This is a genomic window from Trinickia sp. Z7, assembly GCF_056498045.1.
Genome location: NZ_JAUEQW010000006.1, coordinates 232,981 through 253,635, shown reverse-complemented (window position 1 = coordinate 253,635; position 20,655 = coordinate 232,981). Strand labels below are relative to the sequence as shown.

Genomic DNA, 20,655 nt, shown 5'->3' with positions numbered 1-20,655 from the left:
TCAGCGCGCCATGGCAGCGGCCAGCTCGACTCCCATCTGCTCGAAGCGCACTCGTTCGCCGCTTGCGAACGCCAGACAATGCGCCCGCAACGCGGGCCAATCCTGCACATCGTCGAACAGCCGCGCGAGCGCCTTCTGGTCACCGTCGGCATCGGTGCACGCGGCATACCATCCGTCTAATCCGGCCTCGGTCAGCAACCGTTCCACGCGTTCGTCCAGCGTCAGGCCGAACACCGGCACGCCGCGCGCCAGCGCCAGCACGGCCGCGTGATACCGCGTGGTCACCACGCAGCTCGCGTGCGCAACGACGCCGGCGACATCCTCGAGCGCAGCGACCCCGCGTGCGACGATCGGCAGTTCGAACTCGAGCTGCGCCGCGATATCGGCGCATGCGGGGCGATCCAACTGCTCCATCGCGACCAGCACCGGCGAAAAGCCTCGGGCGCGCAATTGCACCGCCATCCGCGCGAAACGCATGACGTACTCGCGGTACGCGTATGCGCGCTCCTTGTCCCACGTGTGGAAATAAGCGCCTGCATAACGAGGCGGCGTACCGATGTCTTCGGCCGAATCCGCCGCGGCCGGCAAAGCGCGCGCGGTCACCGGCCACCAGAACGGATTGCTCGGGCATAACGCCGCGACCTTGTCACCGAGCCCCGCAACGCGCGCCGTTCGCGAGGGCGCATACGTCCACGCGCAATCGGCGCCGGAGCGAGCGGCGATACCGAGCGCGGCCAGATCGCGCCTGGCTGCGTCGTTCCGGCAGAGGATGTCGACGCCGTCCGCGCTCTGCTGCGCAAAGCGAGTGAGTGCGTCGGTCATCTTGCCGCTATCCACCCCGTACGCGAAAGCGCGGCTTCCATGGGCGACCGCGAGCGCCGCGCCGCCGATCAGAATGCCCGCAAGTGCGTCTGAGAACTTCGACGTGTACGTCGACCCCTCGACGTTGATCACGAGGTCATACGCCGGCATCGCGTAGTCGAGCGCATCGGGTATGTAAGCGGCGTGCAGAGGCATTTTGCGGACCGACGCCAACACGGGATGATCGAGCAGGCCGCCGAGCACGAACAGTTCGAGTTCCAGGCGCCGCGGCGCGAACAGGCGATGCAATTGGCGGATCGTTTCGATCGTCCGCAGATCCGCGCCGGTGTTGCCCGCGCCGGCATAACTGAGCAACAGTACGCGCAAAGATCCGTCCGGCCTCGTTGCTTGCGACCGTTGGACGGATCCTTCGCGACGCGAACGCTCGCGTGCGGATTCGATGCGCGTCAGCATATCCTCGAGAAACACGGCCTCGGGTCGATCCGCGCGCTCGTAGCGTTGCAGCGCCGCAAGGGATGCGGCCGATCGCCGGTCGGCGACCTCGGATATCGGTGCGCTCATCGCATGTGCGCCTGTTGCTGTAGCGTGCTAGCGAGGACCCCCAACTGTTCGACGGCCGAATGCGCAGGCACATCGACTTCGACGATCGTGACGCCCGCATGAGCGCGGGCCGCCGCAAGGGCTTGCCTCAGCGATAACCGATCCTTCGCATGCGCATAGGCGAGTCCGAAGCCACGCGCGAGCGCGTCGAAATCGATGCGATACGGATTGCGGATGGCTCGCTCGAAGCCCGGCGCGGTCGATACGGGCAGAAAATCGAAGATCGCCCCGCCACGGTTGTGCATCACGCAAACGCAGGCCGGCGTGCTCAGCCGCTGTGCGCTACCCAAGGCCGGCAGATCGTGCAAAAAAGCCTGGTCGCCAATCACGAGCAGCCCCGTGTCGCCGCGCCCGATCACTTCACCGAAGAACGTCGACAAGGTGCCGTCGATACCGGATACGCCGCGACTAACGTAGCACGTCTGCACATCTTCGCGATTGTCGTAGAGGATATCGGCGTGCCGCACCGACAGTGAGTTGCCGATGTGAACGAACACGAAGCCACGCGTAGCGAAAATCTCCTGCGCGGCCACGACCTCGCCCCAGGGCAGAGCTTGCACGACCTCCTGCCGAATCGTACGCCCGCGCTCGGCAAGCGCAGCCCAGGCGTCGCGCCACTCGCGCGATACGCACCGCGCTTGGACCGTATCGGGGCTGCCGGCGCTCACCTGCTCGATCAGCGCATCGCCAAGCATCGCAAGGTCGCTCGCAGATGGTGCAACGAGCACATCGCGCGGATCGAGCATCGGATGCAGATAGTCACGCTCGCAAGCACCGCGCGCAACCTTGATGGTCGGCGCCGGGTGCGCGCTCAAATACGCAAGCACGGGCGGCGAAACGGGCGCGAGGCCGAGACGGACGATCAACTCGGGCGGGTATTTCGCGAGCGGCGAACCCTGGGCCAGGACATCGAAGCCATTGACGACCAGCGCGTCGCCGTGCCCGTCGCCAGCCAGGCCTGCGCGCACTCCGCTCGATGCATCCGCGAGAATCGGAAAACCGGTCGCGCGCCCCAGTGCGAGAATCGCGTCGGGCGCCACAGCGGGGTCCGGCCCGGCGACGATCAATCCGCGCAGCGGCCCACTACCGCAAGAGGAGGAACGTGCGAGCACGCGCGCAACGATCTCGCCGGGCGTCTGGCCGGCGCCCGGCTGGCGCCGGCCCCGAGGATCCCAACGCATCGGCTGCGCGCCAGCGAACGTAGCGGCCTCGCGGGTGGCCGGGCTCACGGGCGAAGGTTCGCTCGAATCGAACACGCCCCCGAGCGGCAGGTTGACGTGGACCGGCCCTTGAACACACGCCGCCACCGTGCGCGCCACCTCCTCTTTCACTCCGGCAATCGCCGCGGGCTCGTCGATGGGATCTGGCAAGTCCAGTTGGCTGCGCACGAACGCCCGGCACGCGCCGATGTGATCGCACATCTGACCGAACCCCGCGCCGCGCAAATGCCGTGGCCGGTCGCAACTCAAAACCACGAGCGGGAGATGGCATGCCTCCGCCTCGATCAGCGCCGGCACCAGATTCCCGACGGCTGAGCCGGACGTGGTGACGATCGCGACCGGTTCATCGGTCGCCTTCGCCATGCCTAGCGCGATGAACGCGCCGCTGCGTTCGTCGACCGCGTTCACCCGCTCGATCACGCGTGCGTCGGCGTCCAACAGGATGCACAGCAGCGACGCCCGCGCTCCGCCTGAGAGCACCACGCGCCGAACGCCGAACTCACACACCGCGTCGACGATGCATCGCAACCAGACTTCGTTCAACGACAGCGGTGTCGACCGTGCGCAGTCGTCAACCTCGCTGCGCAAAACCGAGGTGGCCCCGCTCATCGGCCCGCCTCCATCTCTGCTCGCGCGACGACGCGCTGCGCAGCGTCGCAGACGCCGGCATCCCCCGCAGCCGATTCGTTCGCGATCAGCCGCTCCATGATCCGTCGCGCGCGGATCGCACCCGCGTCGATCGACAGCATCACGGGACGCATGGCCCAAAACTCGCGTGTGCCGATGGCTCGCTGCTGGGCCTCGAGCATCGGCAAGTCCTCGTCCCTGAACGGCGCCATCAAGCCCTCGACCGAGCTTTGAACCAGCGCCGCGCCGGCCTCGCCCATTTCGCGCGGCAGGCCGAATGCAAAAAAGTAGTGCGTGCTGGCCTCGGTTTCCGGCGTCAGCCAATGCGCCGATATGCCAACTCGCGTCGCTTCGAGCGGCGCATCCGTTTCACGCACGCGAACGACGATGGTCAAGAGACCGGGCGGCTCCCAGCGCACATCGAGCCCGCGATCGGCCCGCTTGCCCGGCGCCACGCTGAAGGCTTGCGCGACGAACGGCTGCAGCATCTCTGCGCTCGTTTCGCGGCACACCCATACTTTGTCGCCGTCGTCGGCGTGGCGCAACGTGGCGCGCGCCAGGGCGTCGCTGCCCAGCGTGTCGGGATGCAAGTACTGAAAGTGGCTCAAGTCCAAAAGGTTATCGGCACTCAATTGATAATTGGCCTGCGTCAGCAGATAGCCTTCGCTCGTGAAGTATTGGTCCGGATCGAGAAATGGAAAATCTCGTAGTGGCACGCTATCGGCCAGCTCCGGATTCCCCGGCCAAATCCAAACCGCGCCATAACGCTCACGGGTGGGGTATCGACGTACCGTCGCGGCTGAAGGCAGCTTGCCGTCGCCATGCGGATTGAACACGCAACTGCCCGTCGCGCCAAAGCGCAACCCGTGATACGGGCACTCGAGCGCGCCGTCGACGACGCGCCCGCGCGACAATGGGGCAAAGCGATGCGGGCAACGGTCATCGAGTGCAACCGCGGCACCGTGTTCGTCGCGGTAAAGCACGACCGGCCGATTCAGCAGTGTGCGCGAAAAGGGCGAGCCGGCCGTGACCTCCTTGCTGAAGGCAGCGACATACCAAGCATCGTGAAGAAACGCCATACGAGTGAACTCCGCGTCAAACGCCGCGCACAATCGGGCAATGTGCGGCGGCATATCCGTGGCGTCCATGATAAGGATGCGCCGTAGCAATACGTTCAACAATTCTCAGATTGCCTTCCTACGGAAAACAGTAGCTTTTCTCGCCTTCCATTTGCCCATTTCACCAAATAAGCTAACAATAAGCTGACCGAAATAAATACCCGCTCTTATTCAGGCAACAGCAAAACTTTACCGATTTTATGCAGCGCCCGAGAAGCTACAAACGGTTACAAACATGATAAATGCGGCACCTCTACTATGGCGTCGTTCGCTCCGAACTCGATCGCCGGGTTGCAGTTCTCTTTGCGAGGGAGTCCGGCTGGCGATCGGATTCACACGGAGGAAGCATGATGCTCGCAGTAATGACCCAAGACGCCGCCTTGTTCAGCTTGATCTGCCAGTGCCTCGAAGCGGAGGGCACGCAGTGCAGCCGGTTTGACGATCACGTCGCGCTTGCGCGCGCGGTGTATCGCGAGGATTACGGTGCGATCCTCGTCGACGCGGCCGCGGGCATCGATCCCATGCTTCCGGTGCTGGCTCGCCGAGCTTGCTATGCCGACCGTCGTGCGCCGCTCATCGTCGTGGGCGCATCCGACGATCGGAACACCATCGCGCAACTCGTCGATGCGGGCGCCGACGATGTCGTGCTCTCCCCCATCGATCCACGCGAGCTCGCTTTGCGCGTGCACATCGCGCTGCGGCGCTTTCAGCCTGCTCAGCCCGGCGATGCGGACGACCGCCTGGAGTATGGCGCCTATCGACTGGACCGCCGCACCTGCACCGTGTTCGTGGAAGGGGAAGCCATCCGGCTCACCACCCGTGAGTTCGCGATTGCGTGGCTGCTGTTCTCGCGTCCCGGCGAATACGCGAGCCGCCGCCATATCGCGGGCGCCGTTTGGAGCAGTTCCGAAGATATCGTGGGACGCACGCTGGAACAGCACATTTACAAGCTGCGCAAGAAGCTCGATCTGAGCGGCCAGCACGGCATTCATCTGCGCACGATGTACGCCCATGGCTATCGCGTCGAAATGGCCGAGGTCAAAGACGCCGATCCGGACATTTCGCCCGTGGCGCTCGCGCCGAGCAATGTCACGCCCCTCGCACCGCGCGCGGAGAAAACCGAGCGTCTTTCCCATCACGCCGCCTGTGCGGAAATCCATCCCGCCGACAGCGAGACCGCGCGCAATGCGCCGTCTTGGCCCGACCCGGCGGCGGCGGCCGTGCGCGCCGCGTGCAGCACCGGCACGGCGAAGGCCATGTGTCTCACATGGCCCGAGGTTTCACGTTCGCCGTATCGGCGCGGCAGCTAGACTAGACCTCGGCTAGACGCCGCGCGCACGGGCTCAGAACTCGATGATGCGCGGCGACAACAGGAACAGGCGTTCCATGTGGCTGTGCTGGTCGTTACGCGTGCGAAACAGCGCGCCGATGAGCGGGATCTTCGACAACCCCGGTACGCCGGTCTCGCCGTTGGTCGCGCTGTCGAGCCGGTAGCCGCCGATCAACAAGCTCTCGCCCTGCCCCACGAAGGCTTCGGTATTGATCGTGCTCGTCGTGATGATGGGGATGTTGTCGACGCTCTGGCCGGTCAGCGAGCCATCTTCGACATGAACGTTGAGCTTGATCTGCATTTGGCCGTTCTCTTCGACGACGAGCGGCAGCACGCGCAGCGAGACGCCCGTCGACACGCTGTAAAGATCGGCGGACGTATAGCCCGACACACGCACGAAGAAGCGTGTTTGGTTATCCATGATCGCCTCCACGTTGTTCAGCGTCGCGACCTTCGGACTTGCATCGATCCGTGCCAGATTGCTCTGTTGGAGCGCATCGATTCGCGTGAGCAGATAGCGGCCCGCATTGCCGAGCACCGCCGTGAGCGAGGCGCCCGCGGGCGTCGTATCGATAACGGTCGTACCATCCGCCAAGGTCTGCGTGCCGAACGTCGGCTGGATGTTGCCGTTGTAACCGTTTTGTTGCGTCGTGCCGGTGCCTGTCTGCAAATCGACGTGGCTGTTGTGCGCACGCCAATCCACGCCGATCTGCTTGAGCGCGTTGTCGTCGATCTCGATGATGTGCGCTTCGATCTCGATCAGCTTCGGCTTCACGTCGAGCTTCTCGATCAACCCCTGATACTGCCCCTCGCGCTGCGGCACGTCGCGAATCAAGACTGAGTTCGTTCTTGGATCGGCTTCGATCACCGGCAACGATTGCGGTGCGCTTGCGGAGAAGTCGGCGCTGCCGCTGCTGCCATCGCCGCCATAGAGCGTGTTGGAAAGACCCGACAGCATCGGCATGCCGGACGAAGCGCTACCTCCCGCTCCCATGCCGCTCAGCAGGCCCGACAGCCCCGTCCCAACGCTGCCGTTGCTAGGCATGGCGTTCGGCAATGGGGGGTTGATGCCTGCGGTCAGGCCGTTGCCGGCCGCGCTGCCGCTCACGTCCTGCATGGGCTGCATGCGCTGCATCGTCGGTTCCTTGGCAGCCCGATAATCGAACCCGCCGAGCGCCCCCGGCCCCGCGCCGTTCGCGCCTTTCGGGTGATACATGCTGGACAGCACGCTTGCAACGCCCGGCACGGTCACCGACTTTCCATCTATCTCCACTTTGTGATCGGCCGCCCACGCGTGCTGCAGCTTGAACACGCGAATCACCGAACCGGTGCGCTGGTCGGCGTTTTGATCGAGCCGCTTCGCGACTTCGGCCACGAGTTGCACGTAGGGCGCCGGCCCGCTCACGAGCGCCGTGCCTTGACTCGCGTCATAGACGATGGGGAAACGCGGGCTCTCGATATGCAGTTGCGCAAGCGCGCTGTTCAGATCGTCGGTGCTGGCATGATCGAGCTTGATCACCTGACGCGTCACGCTATTGACATCGCTGATCGACAGCACCACGCCGTCATAGAACCATACCAAGCCGAACGTCGACGAAAGCGTGTCGAGAAAGCGCTGGGGGGACATATCGAAATGTCCCGTCACCGTGCCATGCACGTCGTTCGAAATCGTCGCGGGCACGCCCTGGCCGGCCGCGAAATCGCGCAATACGTCTTTGAGGTCTCGCCCCTCCGCCGTCACGTGAACCATGTTGCCATGCCATTTGATCGGCGCCGCGGCATCGGCGATCGTTCCCGCACCGACCAACGAAAGGCACGCTGCCGCCCAGGCTGCGCACATGAGCCGTTTTTGCTTCATTGTTTCCCCGATCGAAAAGTAAACCGCGACAATCACGCCGCGGCGTTGCAAATAAACCGGCGCTAGCCGTGCGCCGGACTGCCGGGCTTATCGTTCTAGCGTTTCGGAAGGTGCTTCTTGAAACTGCCTGCGATAACCGCTGACGAGCGTCGAACGGTTATGCACGCCCCACTTGTTCGCCGCGTTCAGCACGTTGCGATCGCTCACGGCGGGGTCGTTCAACAGTTCGGCGCGAATGCGCTCCATGCGTTGACGCCGAATCAATTCGGTCGGCGACAAGCCAAGGAAGTTTTTGAAGGCGCTCTGCAAGGCGCGCTCGGTGACGCCGATTTCGGCAGCTACCTCGCGTACCGATAGGTCATGGCGATCGAGGTTCTCTTGCAGATAACGATAAGCGCGCCGGTACTTTGCCGGCAGCCGTGCGCCGACGTCGTCGAGCTGCGGCGCCGTGCGGGCGGCGCGGTTCGCGAACGGCGCGATCGCCAATGCGTCGTCGCGCAAGCATTGCGTCGTGATCAATGCATAGCGGCTGTAGTACTGCATCGATTCGCGGGCCCGCCCCTGCGCCTGGCGCAACTTCGAGACGCAGTACAAGTACTCGAGCTGGCGCCGTCCAATGGCGCCCGCGTAATCGACGCGATGCAGCGGCTCCATCAGCATCTCGGCCAATTGCGGCGCCTCCAACGCAAGTGCCGCGAGCACGACCTCGAGCCGCGTCGTGCAAGCGTACTCGTTCAATCCGGCCCGCTGCGCCCAGTTCAGATGCGCGATCACGCCTTCCATCGCCGCACGGCTGCCGGCAGCGAGCTCGCGCAGGTCGCGCAAGTAACCGATCCGATGGCGCAGCAGGGGCGTCGCGACGCGCATGGCCTGCGCTTCGCAGATGTCGGCGCCATCGCCCGCGGCCGCGCCCGTCGACGGGCGCGCATCGACCATCCCCGATCGCCAATAGACATGATCGACGAGCGGCGCGCAAGCCAGCAGTTCTCGCTGCACGGCAAGGTCGAAGCGCAACGTCGCAATCAGATCGCGCCAATGGTTGGCGCCGCTCTCGCTCGATGCCTCGACCAATTGCGCCAGCTCGTCCAACGCGTCGGATGCATCGCCGGAGCGGCCAAGCTGGTGCAGCGTGCAAATGATGCCGAAGCGCGCTTCGAATTGCAGCAGCGGATGGATCTCCTTCTCGTCCATGACGCGCGTGAAGCACGAGAACGAGGTGGTGAGCCGATGCCGAAAGAAAGCTTGCCAGCCCGCGTTGCGGCACGATGCGGCGCGAATCGCATAGCGCGGCGAGCGAATCGCTTTCTGTGCGCGTCGATATTGCTCCTCCAATTCGTCGCCGATCCCGCTCACCATTTCCAGATCGGCACGAAGCTGTAGCAACCACGGCAACTCCTCGCTGCGGTGCCCGCCTTCGAGCCAGCGGCTCGCCTGGGTGCGGGCTGCGCTGAAATTGCCTTCGCACAGTTTGTCGAGAAATCCGTCGGGCAGGCCTCGCACCGAAAGTGCGGACGCGAGAGGGAAATAGGCGGCCGTAAACATCGCGCAACTCCTCGTGAATGTGCCACGCTCGCGCTTCGATGGCGTGAGCGCACGGGAAAGAGACGTGGCGCTCACCGCATTTCGATTCGCTGAGTCAGCAGCGCGACCGAGAGTGCAACCCACAAGGTGCAACCGATCGCATTCGCCTAATTTAGCGAAATGCGATTTGTATATCCCTCAACAAATCTGATTACCTCCGTGAAATTGAGAAGTATTGAGGATTGTTCGAGAAATCGCGTAAAACGTGCCGACGCCAGCCCTTAAAACTACGAAACGGCCCCGTCGCTCGGCATTGCCGGGACCGCTTCCAACGCTTGATACAACTGCGTCAATGCATGATTTGCTTGGCCCGCGAGTTCCTCGGCGAAACGCTGCACTTCCGGCGTGCCGGTTTGCGGTCCGTGTGCGGATGGCGCAGCGTTGAGTGCACGTTTGACCGCTCGCGTCGCGTGCTGCGCAAGTTCCCATGCCTCGCGAAGGCCGACGATCCGTGTTTCATAGGCGTCCATGGGGCCCGGGCGAGCCTCGTCGAATGCCGTGTGCGTGTCGAGGCCAGGTCGCAATTGCCGACGCGCATCGGCCCGGGCTTGCTCGCTCTGTGCCACTGCGCTGCGAGCGGCCTTGCGCTGCGGCAGCGCCTTCGACGCCGCAAGTCGCGTTTTGCGCAGCTGCGCGTCGAGGTCATCGACGATCGCCGAGACTTGCCGCGCGGCCGCTTCCAACACGTCGCGGCTACCAAACCTCGATCCGTCGATGCCGGCGAACGTTCGATCGGACATGCCCGCGTCTTGCGGCAGCGCCGGCTCGTCGCGGAGCGTGGCCAGCGGGACCATTGCGGAATCGTGGAAGCGATGAGCGTCCGGCGCGACGTCGAGCCGCGCGCTGGGGAAGTGCGCCGGGTCTTTCTGCGCTCCCCCCTCGTAGCTGTTCGGCGTGGTGTGGATAAATGGCTTCGGCGGCAGTTCCCGCGCGCGCGCGCTCGGCAGCTCCGCTCGACTCGCACGCGTAACCAACCTCGGCGCGCCATGGATAGCGGCAGCGACGCCTGCCCCGGCGGCATCGAGTTCCGCATTCAACCGTGCGATTTGTTCCTCGGCGAAGCGATCTACCGGCCCCTTCTTGGCTTCGAGCGTCCGGTGATTGCCGGACGGAGCCGCTGAAAGCGCGCGGCGGCGAGGGCCGCCTGTCGCGGGTGCGTTCGGCAAGGGCCTGCCTTGGACCCCTTCGCTTTGCTCGCCGTCGAGGGCTCGCGCGGCATTCGTTTCTTCGTAGCCCGAAAGCCCCGATAAATTGCGTGAACGGGAAGGTTTGACCGGCAGTGGACGCACGTCCCTCGAACTACGGCCCTCTGCCTGCGAGGGCTGCTCGGCGTTGCCGCTGTTCCAGCGCGGCGCATCCCGTTTGATGTTTTTGTCCATGGCTGTCTATCCACATAGGGTATGCGCGTAAGCTACGACATTCCTACGGAAAACAGCCAAGGTGATGCGAAGCGCCGGAAGATTCGGCGAACCCCGCGTGTTGGGACCACGCGGCGCTACTCACGAGTGCGGCCGCCGCACGAACTCACTCCCACTCTTTGACCAAACGCCGATGGCCTTCCCGCGCTTCGCTTTCGGTCGCATGACGCACGCTCGCGAGCGGTCGTTGCGTGTCCACGTCGAACACGACCGATTCGAAAAGCTCGAGGGCGGCCGGATCGGATGCGCTTTCATGCTGAACGCCCAACCAAATCGTCGAAATCCAGCGGCCGTTCGGCAGCGTGGTCTTCTCCACCTGCGCGTAGCTCGCATCGCCTTGCAACGCTCGCCACGTGTTCGCATCCGTCGGCGTGCCGTCTCTCAAGTAGTAGGTGTTCGTCATCATCTGCCTTTATGGTTCGACCTGCCATTCCGTGAGTCTATGCCGTCGCTTCGCTCGGAATCAGCTTTTCCAATCGAGACAAATCCTGCTCTTTGAGCTTCGGCGCGAGATGCTGTGCAATGAACTGCCGCGTCTTCCAGCCGAAAAACTCCAGATACGAAGTATGATTGGGACGCTGCAATCCGGAGGCCATCCCGACGAAAAAGACGTCGTGCTCTTTCCCGTCGACATGCAAACGCGTACACAGCGCGCTCTCATCGAACGCCGGGTCGTCACCGTGCACCGGCACTTTCATCTCCGGCGTCAATTTAGACGCAAGCTTGCTCAGAAAATTCGCACTGGCCGATTTCATGCCCATCGCGAGAATCACACGCCCGCTTTGGAGCTCATGTAAGCTGCCGTCCTTGTCGCGAACCGCCAGCGAAGATTGCCCCGCTTCGTCTCCCGCTGTGATCGTTTCGAGGCGGCCGGGTTGCACATGGACGAGTCCTTCATCGAAATACGGTTTGAGACCCGCGTAGGGTCCCCACAAACCGTTATCGATATCCTCGCGGCTTTTCGGGCCAATCCATACGATCTTGCGATCGCCGAGCAACTCGCGCATCGACATGCCCGCTTTCTCGGCGACCTCGCGAATGCGCAGCAACGGGGTTTTGGACGAATCGCCCCAGCCGACGATCGTGATGTCGCCCGGCGACGCGCGCACGATGTCCAAAATATGCTCGTCCGGTGCATCGACCGTGGCGCGCAGCATGTCTTCGCTGTGCATCACCGCTTGATCCGGCAGCGCTCTTTCTCTCATCGCAGTGAGCCGCGCCGTTTGCTCGTCGATGTACGCTTTGGACGCGGGATCCTTCAATGGCACGCTGGGCCGCCCCAACCCGGTCGCATCGATGATGTGATCGGTCAGCACGTGCACCGTCCGGCCCGACGCGTTATCCCGCATCGTAACGCGATACCGTCCCTGCTTGTTTTCGACCTCCTCGATCTCGGTGACCACCGTGTTGACGAGGACCGGCGAACCCTTTCTCGATGCGGCATACAAACCGATTGCCGCCGCGTCGCCGATATCGGCGGCTGTCGGATAGAGATCGGAATTCAGATCCTCCACTTGCACGGGACTACCGTGCAACGGATTCTGCGAACGCATCGGGTTGTCGAACGCGGCGTGATCGCTGCCGGCATAGCCGCCGCGCGTTTCGCTGTTCAGCAGATGCATGCGCACGGAGCCGAAGTTGCCGTCGCCGGAACTCGATGCGTCGACGACCAAATTGTAGTCTGCGAACCCGAACTCGTGTGCACAATGGGCGATCGTCTGCCCTTGCGGTCCGCCCCCGATCGTCACTTGGGGAATAAAAAATTCGCGCTCGGACAGGCGTGCCCTGATGTCCTCCGATCGGGCCTGCAGGTCCGCCCGGATCGCATGCATCAATGATGCGCGGGTTGCCCCGGGCGCCGCCAACATCAGCATCTCGAGCCGCAACAGCCTGTCCTCGGGGTTGCTCACGCCCTTGGCGAGCGCTTCGGCGGAATAGTGGCGCAGCTTTGCCCCCGCCTCGCCGCGCAGAGCCGGATCTTCGAGCACCCGGCTGCGCAGCGTCCCGACCGCACTGTCCGACAAGGGAGATTCGAGCGTCAGCAGCCGCTTCACGTCGTCGTGAGTCGAGATATCGTATCCGAGCTTGCTGAGCTCTTCGCCGAGTATGTCGAGCAAGTGGTCGCTTTCCACGCCGGCCGAAGCGCTACCGGACGCGACGTCATCGCCGCGGCGCGGCGCGGAAGCACGCCTGCGCGCCGCGTCGGCTGAGAAACGTCGACCGGCCGCGCTGCCCGACAAGCCTCGCAAGCCCCCCAACTCATTGGACTCCTGCAATGGCTTGGCATCGCCGGTATCTGGGGTTGCTTCCGCGCCGGCAGCACCGCCCGCCCCAATTCCATGCGCGGGGCGCAAGTTTCCCGCAGAATGCGGGCGATTATTTCCAGAGGTACGCATACAGCACCCGTCTCCCAGACAATACGCTCTCTATTTGCCGAAGGCTCAATGCAGCACCGCCTCGGCCCTATCGCAATGGCATAAGCTAAACGATGCCATGCGCCAACGTTCGAAGAGCGTAATGGCGCGAAGCGGTGCCTAATGCGCCGAAGGAACGGTCTGATTGGGCGAGCGCGCCGCTACTTGGCCGAACTCGACATCGACTTCAATTGCGCGCCAAGGCCCGTCAATACCAACTGATCCTTCACCTGATTGATGAAGATGCCGATGAAGAGCGCGAGCATCAGAACCGTCAAAGCGCCTTTGACCGGTTGCGCCAAACTGATCAAATCGAGTTTCTCGGCAGACTTCGAAATAAATCCGAATGCGAAATCAACCAGCACCAAAATGAACAACATCGGCGCGGCGAGCTTCGCGGTCGTTTCCATCAGGGTGTCGGTCTGCCGCAACACGAAACTCTCGAGAACGCTCGCGGCCACCGGCGTATTCGACGTGAGCGGCCACCATTGATAAGACTCGTACAGCACGCCGAGCAGAAACGTCATCCCGCCCAGCGCCCAGAACGCGACGCTGGCCACCTGAGCCAGCAAAGTGCCGGTGGGCGTCGAATGGTCCTGGTGCAAGGGATTCGTCATCTGCGCGTTGTTGTACCCGGTCAGATCGTCGACGTAAATGCCGGCGGCTTCGGCCACCCAGAACACGGTCGAGGCGGAAAAGCCCAATACGAGCCCAATCACGATCTCTCTGACGGCGATTTCCACGAGCGCGACGTTCGATAACGTCGTCATCATCGATGCAGGCTGCCCATACGCAATGAAGGAACTGAACAGCAATACGATGCCGTTGCGCACGACGCCCTGAAGAATGCCGTCCGACGTGGGCGGAAAGATGAATAGCATCACGTATAGCCGCAACGAACACAGCCCCAGAACCGTGAAGGCTTGTGTCAGCGTGATGCCAAGCTGAGAAAGGGTCGTCAGAGCATCGTTCATTCGTGGCTCATGGGTTGCGTCATACGGCGGGTCGTGAAGCCAAGCGCATTCGTGCGAGCACCGCTTCCTCGGCCTCTTCGTCCGCGATGTCGTTTGCGGCGTTCACGCACATGCGCCCGATATCCTCGATGCGCTCTTTACACATGTCGATGCGCCCGCGGTTCGCCGCAATCGCACGTATCGAAGCGGCGAGTTCGTCCTCGTGCGCGTGCACGATCTGTTCCGCCTCGGCCAGTTCCTTTTCGCATTCCCTCAGCCGCTGCTCGACGATCTCCGTGTACCGCATGCTGGCGTTCATGTCGGCGAGCGAAAATGCCTCGTCGCCGCACATCATGCGCGCGATGCGGTCGTGGTACGCCTGCAGGAGATCGCTTTCATGACGCACCGCTTCGCGCTTGGCGTCGCGCTGCGCTTCGAGCCGCGCGTGTTCCTCGCGCTCAGACGCCAGCTTCGCTCGCAGCGTCTCCTCGAGCTGCGTGCGGCGCTCGACGGTCCGCTCGAGCGCGGCGGTGCGTCGATCGGCAGAGGGCATCTTCAACGACTCCGGCCGCCTGCAAGCGCAAATAGCCGCGCCTGGGTATCCTGCGCGGAGGCAAATTCCCCGGTTCCTTGAGAGAAGAAGGCGCGAATCGCGTCGATCTTGTTCACCGCTTCGTCGGCAACCGGATCCCCCCCCGGCTTGTACTCGCCGATCTGCAGCAGCATCTCGACTTCGCGATGCTTGGCAAGCAGCTCGCGCACCCGCGCGGCGGCGCGCATATGGTCGGGCGAGGTCACTTGCGGCATCACGCGGGACAGACTTCCCAAGACGTCGATGGCAGGGTACTGATTCTTCGCCGCGATCTCGCGCGACAGGATCATATGGCCATCGAGGATCCCTCGCACTTCTTCCGCTATGGGATCGCTGCCGGATTCGTCCTCGGCCAACACCGTATAGAGCGCGGTGATCGAACCGTGCGATCCCATCCCCGCACGTTCGAGCAAACGCGGCAGCTCGGCGAAGATCGATGGCGGAAAGCCGCGCCGCGCAGGCGGCTCGCCGGCCGCAAGCCCGATTTCCCGCTGGGCGCGGGCAAAGCGAGTCAGCGAGTCCATCATGAGCAGCACCCGCTTGCCCTGGTCGCGAAAGTGTTCGGCGATTGCAGTTGCGACGTAGGCGGCCTTCGCGCGCTCGATGGACGATCGGTCCGACGTCGCGCACACGACTACCGAGCGCGCCATGCCTTCCGGTCGAAGAATCATTTCCACGAACTCGCGCACTTCTCTGCCGCGCTCACCGATCAGCGCGATCACCGTCACGTCGCACGGCGTGCCGCGCGCGAACATCCCCAGCAACGTGCTCTTGCCCACGCCGGCAGGAGCGAAAATGCCCATGCGCTGGCCTTCCGCCAATGTCATCATGCCGTCGACCACGCGCACGCCCGTCGGCAGCGGCGCGGCGATCAGTTGGCGGCTCATGGGGTCCGGCGAGTCGGCGAACACCGGTCTTTCGTCGTCCGCTTCGACCGGGCCCATGCCGTCGATGGGATGCCCGAGCGCGTCGATCACCCTGCCGAGCAACGCATCGCCCACCGGGACCGACAACGGACGCCCGAGCCCGATGACCTGCGTCGAGCGCGACACGTCGGCGAGCCGCGCAAAGGGCGACAGCAACGCGACATCGCGCGTGAAGCCGATCACCTCCGCATGTTGCAGCAGCGCGCCATTGGCCGACCGTAGCTCACAGAGCTCGCCGAGACTCACGTCGAGCCCGCCCACTTTCATGAGCGTGCCGATCACCTCCAACACTTTGCCGCTACGCGCAACGTTGCTCGCCGAGAGCAGTTCTCGTTCGATCGCGTCGGCTAAATCCTCCACAGCGGGCATGCGCCGCTGGCTCGGCTGCGCAGCAAACGCGGCGAAATCGATTTGTGGCGTATCCATCGGGGCGTCCGATCGGGGTCAGTCCGCCGCCGCGTCGGCAGCGTCGGCAATGTTGTGCAGCTCACGCAGCGAATGCTTGAGCGCACGCGCCACGGCCGAGCGCATCGCCCGCAGTTGCGTGGTCAAGCTCGCATCGATAGAACCGAAATCCGACTCGCAAATGCAGCTGCCCGCCTCGAGCCGCTTGTCCGCCACGACCGAAAGCGGGAACGGGCGCCCAAGCTCGCGCCAGCGCGCGGACAGTTTCTCGAACGCAATGCATGCTTTCTCGTAGTCGACCGGGCTGACGCTGACGCGTAGATACGTCGCGCCTTCGACGATGCGGTCGATCGTCGTCAATGCGCGCTCGAACAACGTTTCCGATTGCTGCACCCGCACGATCTGCTCGACGGCCAGCGTGACGATCTCCGCGAGGCGCTCACGCAGCTTCGTCTGAATCTGCCGCTGCTCGTCTCCGACATCGGCAAGCCGATCCATCCAATCGGCCAACGCTTGCTTCTCCCCCGCTTGATAGCCTCGTTGCGCTGCAGATTCGTATTCCCGGTGGGCCTGCTCGATGATCGTCTCGGCCTCGGCGTGCGCCGCATCGACGATGGCCCGCGCTTCCTCGCGCGCCTGCGCGAGCATGGCGTCGCGGTCTTCGGCGAGTTGCGCGTAGCCTTCGTCGATCTCCACCAACGCGCCGAACGCATCGCGCGGAATCACATCCGCATGCGCCCCGACCCGCGCATCCGGCAAAGCGCGATCCGACCTCAGCCAAATAACCATGCCCACTCCGGAATCAATTCAGGCAACCGTGCGAGCAGTCGCGCAGTGCCGAAGGCGTCGACCTCGCCCGCGCTTTCATATATCCACGACGGCGAGCGCATATCGCGCGGTAATGCAAGGCACAGCAAAGAAAACGGCGCGGCGCCGGCGGGCGCATCGCGCAAGAGCAGCGCGCTTCCCTCGCATGCAAGCGCTTGCGCGTCGAGCGTATCCAACGCGCGCGCCGGCGAGCGCACCGTCGAGCGGGCGATCTCGGGCACGCTCGACGCGTCGCGCGCGCCTTCCATGAGCCGGTCGATCGGGATGCCGATCCATTCCGAGAGCTGCTGACGGCTACGCTTGTCGATCAGGCGCCGCACGTCGGCGCGACGCAACATCAGCGCACGCATGCGCAAAACGCGCAGCCCCCACTCGGGCGGCAAGGCGTCGAGCACGGCCAAGTTCGGCACGCGCAGAGCATCCAGCGACGGAGGTCTCACGCCCGCCACACTCGTGAGCGAGCGCGACAGCGCATCGATTCGTGCACGTCCCGCACTCGCGAGCGCGGCGCGCAACGGTTCGATCGCCCCGGTTGCGACGCCGAGCGCGGCGGCAAGCCACGACGGATGCGCCCAGCGCGCAGCGTCGCGAACATTGCGTTCGTACGCGGCAAAGGCAGCCGCCATCCGCGCGAACGGAAACATAGCGGGCGCGCCCATCAAGTGGCCGATGAAGATTTGCGATTCTGGAACCGTGCAAGCAGCGCTTTGAGCTTGGCGCGAAGCGCCTCTTTTCCAGCCGCCGCCGGGATGCCTCGTTTCGTCCACAAGTACAACCCCGCCGCGCAGACGAGGAAGACCAACGCGGCGCCCGCAACCAGATGCACCGGCCAAGATGTTTGCGGCGCCTTCGACACGTCCAAGGGATCGGCCGGGACGGCAGTCACGCTCACGGCTTCGTAGGTGAGCCCTTCGACGCTGTGCATCACGAGCGTTTTGATTTGCGGCAGCAAGGCGTTCACATCGGAATCGGAACGGTATTTGATGAACACCGACGCCGACGAAGGCTTGATCTGCTGCGCGAGCGGATCGTTGTTCGGCAGCACGATTTGCACACGGGCGACCACCACGCCATCGATCTTCGACAAAGTCGCCGAGAGTTCCTGCTCGAGGCCGTAGATGAAGCGCACGCGCTCCTCGGTCGGCGTGGACACGAGACCGTCCTTCTTGAACAGCATGCCGAGGTCGTCGTACTTGTTGTGCGGCAGCCCGCGAGCGCGAAGCACTTGCATCGCGCGCAGAACTTGATCCTTGTCCACTTCGAGCGTCCAGGTCTTGCCGTTGTCCGACGTGGTTTTAGACGCATCGACCCCCTGCTCCAGCAGCGCGACGACCATCTCGTTGGCGTCCTGTTCCGACAGATTGCCGTACAGTTCCTTGTTGCAGCCCGCCAGCGCAGCGAGCACCGCGAACGTCATGCACAGCATGCCGGTGCGTGCGACGCTCGTCATTGCGCCCCTCCTCGTGTGCGGCATGGCTTATTGATTCTTCATCAAGGTGTCGAGCGACGATCTGGACGAATTCATGACGCCCATCTTCGCCTGCATATCGAGTTGCGTACCGGCGATTTCGAGCACCACCTTGGTCCCGGCCGCGGTCATTTCCTGCATCGACATGCCCGCTGCGTTTTGCGTCAACGACAGCGCGTCGTTGACCGATTGCTGCAACTCCGCATCCTGCGCCGCCGCCAGCTTCGCCACGACGTTCGTATCGCCGCCCGTTTCATGCGGCGCCTCCATGCGCGGGCTCTGCATCAACGTCTTGAACTTGTCGCCAAGCTGCTGCATGGACGGGTCGGTCGCCGGCTGCGTAGTCGCCTGCAATGCGGCCTTCACCTGTTCTGGGGTAATGACGACGCTCATGTCCAACCTCCGGGGTATGCAATAGAATCGAGATCAAATGCGCAAATAGTTCGGTTGCGGCGGCACTGCCGCGCGAGCCGACCCTGCCGTGTCGCTCGTCGAAGCGCCCTGCTCGGCCCCTGCCGTGGACGGCCCATCGTTCAACGTCGCGATCGACGCCGGCATCTCGAACCTTCCTCCATTGCGGTAGGCGCGCACGGCCGCCCGGAGGTCTTCGCGCGCTTCCAGCACGCGAACGAGTTGGAGCGTGTCGCTGCTCGGATCTTGTTCCATCGCCTCCGTCGCGCTGACGCGCCAGCTCGGGTCGCCTTTGACGGCCAGACAGAACGCCAGCAGCGCTTTGGCATATGAGAATTGCGGCGCATTCGCGATGACCCACGAGAACACACGAATCGCGTCGTCCCATCGGCCGTTCACCATGTGCAACAACGCGGTGAACGCCTCTAACTCCGCCAGTTTCGGGCGCAGCACGCGCACGGCATCCAGCACCATTTCGACGTCGAATGGGTCGCCTTGCACGGCGGGGAATTTACTAGTAAGCGCCACAGACACGGTCTCGATCAAACCGCTGACAATGTCCTGACTGCAGTCCAGATAATCGGGCGATGTGACGCTCATGGCGCGAGGCTCCTGCAAGGTAGGGGTCTGGGGAACACGAGCCAAGCTCTGCGCGGCCGCTCGCATTCCGATCGTCGACGACAGCCTAACGATACTCATCCGCCCCGCTGTCCCGACACCTAGACCACGAAGCGGGCGATGCTGGGGCGAAGTTCAGCGAAACGATCGCGCATCCGGCGCAACGAACGTAAGTGGTGGGACCGGTGCACATATTGTTCGGGGCTGCGACGCGCTTCGCCGTGCCATCGCCTGGTTCGCGTCGACTAGCGCCCACGGCGTGCAATCCAGTTACCGTCCATCATGGATTCGCATGGCGCGAGGCAGTTCTCGATGCACGCCGCAAGAGCCGAGACGCAGTCTGCAGGGGTAGCCGATGAGTGAAGAAAAAACCGAAGAGCCCACAGAAAAACGGCTGCGCGACGCACGCGAGGACGGCGAGGTAGCGAAAAGCACCGATCTGACCGACGCCGTCACGATGGCTGCGGCGCTCGCCACCCTGATGCTGGCGTCGGGCGCATTCGCGGGCGCGTTGCGTTCGATCGTCTCCACGGCCCTCCAATTCGTGTCGGGCGATCACTCGCTCGAGCACATGTTCGCCAAGACGATCAGCCTCGGTTCGCAGGCGCTGATCGTCATCGTTCCGTGCGTCTTGGCCGCGGCCGCGGCCGCGCTCGCCGCACTGATTCCGCAGATCGGTTTTCAGATCAGCATGAAGCCGGTCGTACCCGATCTTGCCAACGCGAGCCCCGTGTCGGGCATCAAGCAGATCTTCTCGTCGCGCACGCTGATCGAACTGGCGAAGATGCTCGTCAAGTCGGTCGTCATCGGCTTCACCATGTGGGTCACGATCAAATGGATGTTGCCGCTCGTCGTCGGCTCTCTGTATCAACCGCTGCCGCAGTTGTCGAAGATGTTCTGGGACATGCTGATCAAGCTGTGCTGTGTCGCAGCCGTGGCGTTCGCGGTGATCGGCGCCATCGATCTGAAGATCCAGCAGGCGATGTTCTTGCGCAAGCAGCGCATGTCGAAGGACGAAGTCAAGCGTGAGCACAAGGAGCAGGAAGGCGACCCGTTGATCAAAGGCGAGCGCAGAAAGCTCGCGCGCCAATTTGCGACGGAGGATGCACCACGCCTGCGCGTGGGCTTCGCCAACGCGTTGATCGTCAATCCCACGCACTACGCCGTGGCAATCCGCTACGCGCCCGACGAGCACCCGCTACCGCTCGTCACCGCGAAAGGCATGGACGAGACGGCTGCGCAATTGCGGCACTTCGCGCAGGAAGCGAGCGTGCCGATCATCGGCAATCCGCCGGTCGCGCGAGCGCTCTACAAGGTGGGGATAGACGAGCCGATTCCCGAGGAGTTGTTCGAAACCGTCGCGGCCATCTTGCGCTGGGTCGAATCGATCGGCGCGCAAGAGCGGATACGCGCGGCAAAGAACGCATCGCGGCACGGCATGAACCCGGCGGCGCATTGAGAGAGTC

Annotated in this window: 18 protein-coding genes; 2 read left to right on the top strand and 16 right to left on the bottom strand. The window is 63.7% G+C overall.

The window, feature by feature from the left end; translation table 11 throughout:
- The 3 genes from QQS38_RS13560 to QQS38_RS13550 are packed head-to-tail and all read right to left on the bottom strand — an operon-like array spanning window position 1 to window position 4,348.
- Window positions 1-1,383: a polysaccharide pyruvyl transferase family protein gene (locus QQS38_RS13560; RefSeq protein WP_479645883.1), complete on the bottom strand. Its 1,383-nt coding sequence runs from the start codon at window positions 1,381-1,383 to the stop codon at window positions 1-3.
- Window positions 1,380-3,251, bottom strand: a complete 1,872-nt coding sequence (gene menD, locus QQS38_RS13555; RefSeq protein WP_479645882.1) for a 2-succinyl-5-enolpyruvyl-6-hydroxy-3-cyclohexene-1-carboxylic-acid synthase — start codon at window positions 3,249-3,251, stop codon at window positions 1,380-1,382. The genes QQS38_RS13560 and menD overlap by 4 nt, the downstream gene beginning before the upstream one ends.
- Window positions 3,248-4,348, bottom strand: coding sequence for an aromatic ring-hydroxylating dioxygenase subunit alpha (locus tag QQS38_RS13550; RefSeq protein ID WP_479645881.1), 1,101 nt, complete (start codon window positions 4,346-4,348; stop codon window positions 3,248-3,250). The genes menD and QQS38_RS13550 overlap by 4 nt, the downstream gene beginning before the upstream one ends.
- A gap of 386 nt (window positions 4,349-4,734) precedes the next feature.
- Between QQS38_RS13550 and QQS38_RS13545 the strand changes: the two genes are divergently transcribed.
- Window positions 4,735-5,697 (top strand): response regulator transcription factor, encoded by a 963-nt coding sequence (locus tag QQS38_RS13545; protein ID WP_479645880.1) that lies wholly within the window; start codon window positions 4,735-4,737, stop codon window positions 5,695-5,697.
- Between the two features lie 33 nt (window positions 5,698-5,730).
- On the opposite strand, the gene sctC is transcribed toward QQS38_RS13545, so the two are convergent.
- The 13 genes from sctC to QQS38_RS13480 form a co-directional block, all read right to left on the bottom strand.
- Window positions 5,731-7,575 (bottom strand): type III secretion system outer membrane ring subunit SctC, encoded by a 1,845-nt coding sequence (gene sctC, locus QQS38_RS13540; RefSeq protein ID WP_479645879.1) that lies wholly within the window; start codon window positions 7,573-7,575, stop codon window positions 5,731-5,733.
- Between the two features lie 87 nt (window positions 7,576-7,662).
- A complete protein-coding gene (locus tag QQS38_RS13535; RefSeq protein ID WP_479645878.1) occupies window positions 7,663-9,117 on the bottom strand; it encodes a helix-turn-helix transcriptional regulator in 1,455 nt (484 codons plus the stop codon).
- A 266-nt stretch (window positions 9,118-9,383) separates the two neighbouring features.
- Window positions 9,384-10,535 carry a hypothetical protein gene (locus QQS38_RS13530; protein ID WP_479645877.1) on the bottom strand — a complete coding sequence of 384 codons (1,152 nt, stop codon included), beginning with the start codon at window positions 10,533-10,535 and terminating at the stop codon, window positions 9,384-9,386.
- Window positions 10,536-10,680: 145 nt separating this feature from the next.
- Window positions 10,681-10,980, bottom strand: a complete 300-nt coding sequence (locus QQS38_RS13525) for a hypothetical protein (RefSeq protein ID WP_479645876.1) — start codon at window positions 10,978-10,980, stop codon at window positions 10,681-10,683.
- Between the two features lie 34 nt (window positions 10,981-11,014).
- A complete protein-coding gene (locus tag QQS38_RS13520) occupies window positions 11,015-12,691 on the bottom strand; it encodes a hypothetical protein (protein ID WP_479645875.1) in 1,677 nt (558 codons plus the stop codon).
- 458 nt (window positions 12,692-13,149) lie between these two features.
- Window positions 13,150-13,962: a type III secretion system export apparatus subunit SctT gene (gene sctT / locus QQS38_RS13515; RefSeq protein ID WP_479645874.1), complete on the bottom strand. Its 813-nt coding sequence runs from the start codon at window positions 13,960-13,962 to the stop codon at window positions 13,150-13,152.
- Between the two features lie 19 nt (window positions 13,963-13,981).
- Window positions 13,982-14,494 carry a type III secretion protein SctO gene (locus QQS38_RS13510; RefSeq protein ID WP_479645873.1) on the bottom strand — a complete coding sequence of 171 codons (513 nt, stop codon included), beginning with the start codon at window positions 14,492-14,494 and terminating at the stop codon, window positions 13,982-13,984.
- Window positions 14,495-14,496: 2 nt separating this feature from the next.
- Complete coding sequence (gene sctN / locus QQS38_RS13505) at window positions 14,497-15,828, bottom strand: type III secretion system ATPase SctN (RefSeq protein WP_479645976.1); 1,332 nt, start codon at window positions 15,826-15,828, stop codon at window positions 14,497-14,499.
- Window positions 15,829-15,903: 75 nt separating this feature from the next.
- On the bottom strand, window positions 15,904-16,653 hold the full coding sequence (gene sctL / locus QQS38_RS13500) for a type III secretion system stator protein SctL (protein ID WP_479645872.1): 750 nt from the start codon (window positions 16,651-16,653) through the stop codon (window positions 15,904-15,906).
- On the bottom strand, window positions 16,638-17,336 hold the full coding sequence (locus QQS38_RS13495) for a type III secretion protein HrpB4 (RefSeq protein WP_479645871.1): 699 nt from the start codon (window positions 17,334-17,336) through the stop codon (window positions 16,638-16,640). The genes sctL and QQS38_RS13495 overlap by 16 nt, the downstream gene beginning before the upstream one ends.
- Window positions 17,337-17,350: 14 nt before the next feature.
- The gene (gene sctJ / locus QQS38_RS13490) at window positions 17,351-18,142 is read right to left on the bottom strand and encodes a type III secretion system inner membrane ring lipoprotein SctJ (protein ID WP_479645870.1); all 792 of its coding nucleotides are present in this window, start codon (window positions 18,140-18,142) and stop codon (window positions 17,351-17,353) included.
- A 27-nt stretch (window positions 18,143-18,169) separates the two neighbouring features.
- Window positions 18,170-18,553 (bottom strand): type III secretion protein HrpB2, encoded by a 384-nt coding sequence (locus QQS38_RS13485; protein WP_479645869.1) that lies wholly within the window; start codon window positions 18,551-18,553, stop codon window positions 18,170-18,172.
- Between the two features lie 33 nt (window positions 18,554-18,586).
- Window positions 18,587-19,171, bottom strand: a complete 585-nt coding sequence (locus tag QQS38_RS13480) for an HrpB1 family type III secretion system apparatus protein (RefSeq protein WP_479645868.1) — start codon at window positions 19,169-19,171, stop codon at window positions 18,587-18,589.
- A 373-nt stretch (window positions 19,172-19,544) separates the two neighbouring features.
- On the opposite strand from QQS38_RS13480, the gene sctU reads away from it, so the two are divergent.
- Entirely contained in the window at window positions 19,545-20,648 is a 1,104-nt protein-coding gene (sctU, locus tag QQS38_RS13475) for a type III secretion system export apparatus subunit SctU (protein WP_479645867.1), read from the top strand.
- Window positions 20,649-20,655: the final 7 nt, after the last annotated feature.